We start from the raw sequence: 3,169 nt of genomic DNA on the forward strand, positions 1-3,169 counted from the left end.
GGGGGTATCTTCCCGCACCGGCGTTGACGACAAGCTCCACCTCCCCATCCGCCTAGTCCCCCTTCCATCCATCGCCGCCGCTGCCTAAGTTATCCCTCACCCTCCCACCACCCTGAGTACCTACATGTCCGAGCACCCCGCCTTCGAACTCGTCCGCGAGCAGCAGATCGGGGAGATCAGTTCGCTGGCGCGGCTCTATCGGCACATCGAGACCGGGGCGGAGGTGCTGAGTCTCATCAATGACGATGAGAACAAGGTGTTCGGCGTGACGCTGAAGACCCCGCCGGAGGATTCGACCGGCGTGGCGCATATTCTCGAGCACTCGGTGCTGTGCGGTTCGCGCAAATACCCGGTGAAGAAGCCGTTCGTGGAGCTGCTGAAGGGTTCGCTCCACACCTTCCTCAACGCCATGACCTTCTCCGACAAGACCGCCTATCCGGTGGCGTCGCAGAACCTCAAGGATTTTTACAACCTCGTCGATGTCTACCTCGACGCGGTCTACTTCCCGCTCATCAGCGAGGACACCTTCCGGCAGGAAGGCTGGCACTACGAGCTCGATTCGACCCAGGGGCCGATGGTCTACAAGGGTGTGGTGTTCAACGAAATGAAGGGCGCCTATTCCTCGGCCGCCGCGGTGCTGGGCAAGGCCAGCCAGCTGTCGCTCTACCCGGACACCACCTACGGGGTGAACTCGGGCGGCGATCCGAAGGCGATCCCCGACCTCACCTACGAATATTTCAAGAACTTCCACGCCAAGTACTACCACCCGTCCAACTCGCGCGTGGTGTTTTATGGCGATGACGATCCGGCGCAGCGCCTCGCCATTCTCGAGGAATATTTCAGCCAGTTCGAGCGCATCGACCCCAAGGCCGAAATTGCCATCCAGCCACGCTGGAGCGCGCCGCGTTCGCTGCACGAGACCTACGCCGCGAGCGAAGCCGAGGCCGGCAAGAAGACCGCCATGGTGTCGGTCAACTGGATGCTCGACGAGATCACCGACCCCGAACTGGCGCTGTCGCTCAACGTGCTCGAGTCCGTGCTGGTCGGCACGTCCGCCGCGCCGCTACGGAAGGCGATGATCGATTCCGGGCTGGGCGAAGGGCTCACCGGCTCCGGCCTCGCCGATGGCATCCGCCAGCCCTATTTCACCTTCGGGCTCAAGGGCATCGAGGACGATGCCGGCGACAAGGTGGAGCAGCTGATCATCTCGACACTCGAGCAGCTCAGTGCCGAGGGGATCGACCCCAAGACCATCGAAGCAGCCATGAACACCGCCGAGTTCGGGCTCAGGGAAAACAATACCGGCTCGTTCCCGCGTGGCATTGCCCTGATGTTCCGCTCGATGGGCACCTGGCTCTATGGCGGCGATCCGCTGGAGCCGCTGAGCTTCGAAGCGCCGCTCAGCGCCATCAAGGCCAAGCTTGCCGCCGGCGAGCCGGTGTTCGAAAGGCTGATCAAGACCCACATCCTCGACAACAAGCACCGCTCCACCGTGCTGCTGACGGCCGACCCCAACAAGGCGGCGGAGGATGCTGCCGAAGAGCGGGCGCGGCTCGACAAGGCGCAGCAGTCGCTCGATGCGGCCGGCATCGCGGAGGTGGCCGAGCAGACCCGCCACCTCAAGGAATTGCAGAACGAGGTCGATCCGCCCGAGGCGCTGGCCAAAATCCCGACGCTGACGCTCGAGGACCTGCCGCGGGCCAACAAGGCGATCCCGATCGCCAAGGAAGAGCTCGAAGGCGTGACGCTGTTCAGCCACGACCTGCCGACCAATGGCGTGGTCTATCTCGATCTCGGCTTCAACCTCACCGCGCTGCCGGGCCGGCTGTTGCCGTATCTGCCGCTGTTCACCCGGGCGCTGACCCAGACCGGCACCAGCAGCGAAGATTTCGTCTCGCTGACGCAGCGCATCGGCCGCACCACCGGTGGCGTCGGCGCCAGCCGCTGGAACTCGACCCGCCGCGACGGGGTGGGCACCGCGGCCTGGATGTTCGTCCGCGGCAAGGCGACGCCGGATCATGTCGGCGACATGCTGTCGATCATGCGCGACGTGTTGACCGATGCCCGACTCGATAACCGCGAGCGCATCCGCCAGATGGTGCTCGAATCGAAGGCCGGGTTCGAAAGCTCGCTGGCCGGCATGGGCAACGGCATCGTCTCGATGCGGGTGCGCGCCGGGTTCAGCGAGGCCGATTGGCTCAACGAAAAGCTCGGCGGCGTCAGCCACTATTTCTTCCTCAAGGACCTCGCGGCTGAGATCGACGGCAACTGGCCGGCGGTGCAGGCAGCGCTCGAGGAGATCCGGACGCTGCTGATCGGGCGGACCGGGATGATCGTCAACGTCACCGCCGACAGCTTTGCCATCGCGGCGCTGAAGCCGGAGCTGGCGACGTTCATTGCGGCGCTGCCAGCTGGCGCCGGACCCTCGCTTGATGGCTGGGGGTTTGTCGCCGGTCCGCTATCGGAAGGACTCACCTTCCCCGGCCAGGTCAACTATGTGGCCAAGGGCGCCAACCTCAAGGCGCTCGGGTTCGAGCCGACCGGCGGCACCGCCGTCGCCATCAAGCACCTCAACACCACGTATCTGTGGGACAAGGTGCGGGTGCAGGGCGGCGCCTATGGCGGTTCATCGGGGCTCGATCCGTTCGCCGGCACCTTCGCCTTCACCTCGTATCGCGACCCCAACCTCGTCGACACCATCGATATCTACGACAAGGCTTCGGCCTTCCTCAAAGACGGCGTCGGGGAGCAGGACCTGGTACGCTCGGTGATCGGGGTGATCGGCTCGGTCGACACTTACCGGCTGCCCGACGCCAAGGGCTTCACCTCGCTGGTCTGGGAACTGGCCGGCGACAGCGAAGACGCCCGCCAGAAACGCCGCGACGAAATCCTCGGCGCCAGCAGCCGCGATTTCAAGGCGCTGGGCGAAGCGCTGGATCAGGTTGCCCGCAGCGGTCAGGTGGTGGTGCTCGGCTCGGAGAAGGCGATCAAGGCCGCCAACGACGAGCGCGGCGGCTTCCTGAAGGTGACGAAGGTTCTGTGATTGGTTTAGGAGGGCACTTTCCTCCCTCAAACTCGGTGTCATCCCAGCGAAAGCTCATAGGCGCTAAGTTAGAGGCGGCATGCACCAGCCGTGAGCTTCCCTCCCCCTTGAGGGGAGGGATTGAGG

General features: G+C 64.6%; 1 protein-coding gene. It reads left to right on the forward strand.

Annotated features, from left to right (window positions below):
- The first annotated feature begins 124 nt into the window (after window positions 1–124).
- Window positions 125–3,043, forward strand: coding sequence for an insulinase family protein (locus VW23_RS21275; protein ID WP_069911511.1), 2,919 nt, complete (start codon window positions 125–127; stop codon window positions 3,041–3,043).
- Window positions 3,044–3,169 lie beyond the last annotated feature (126 nt).

Origin of the sequence: Devosia insulae DS-56 (assembly GCF_000970465.2) — a bacterium.
Lineage (GTDB): Bacteria > Pseudomonadota > Alphaproteobacteria > Rhizobiales > Devosiaceae > Devosia_A > Devosia_A insulae.

Excerpts from the sequence above, each read along its gene's own strand:
- VW23_RS21275 (WP_069911511.1), top strand. The coding sequence starts at position 125 with ATGTCCGAGCACCCCGCCTTCGAACTCGTCCGCGAGCAGCAGATCGGG.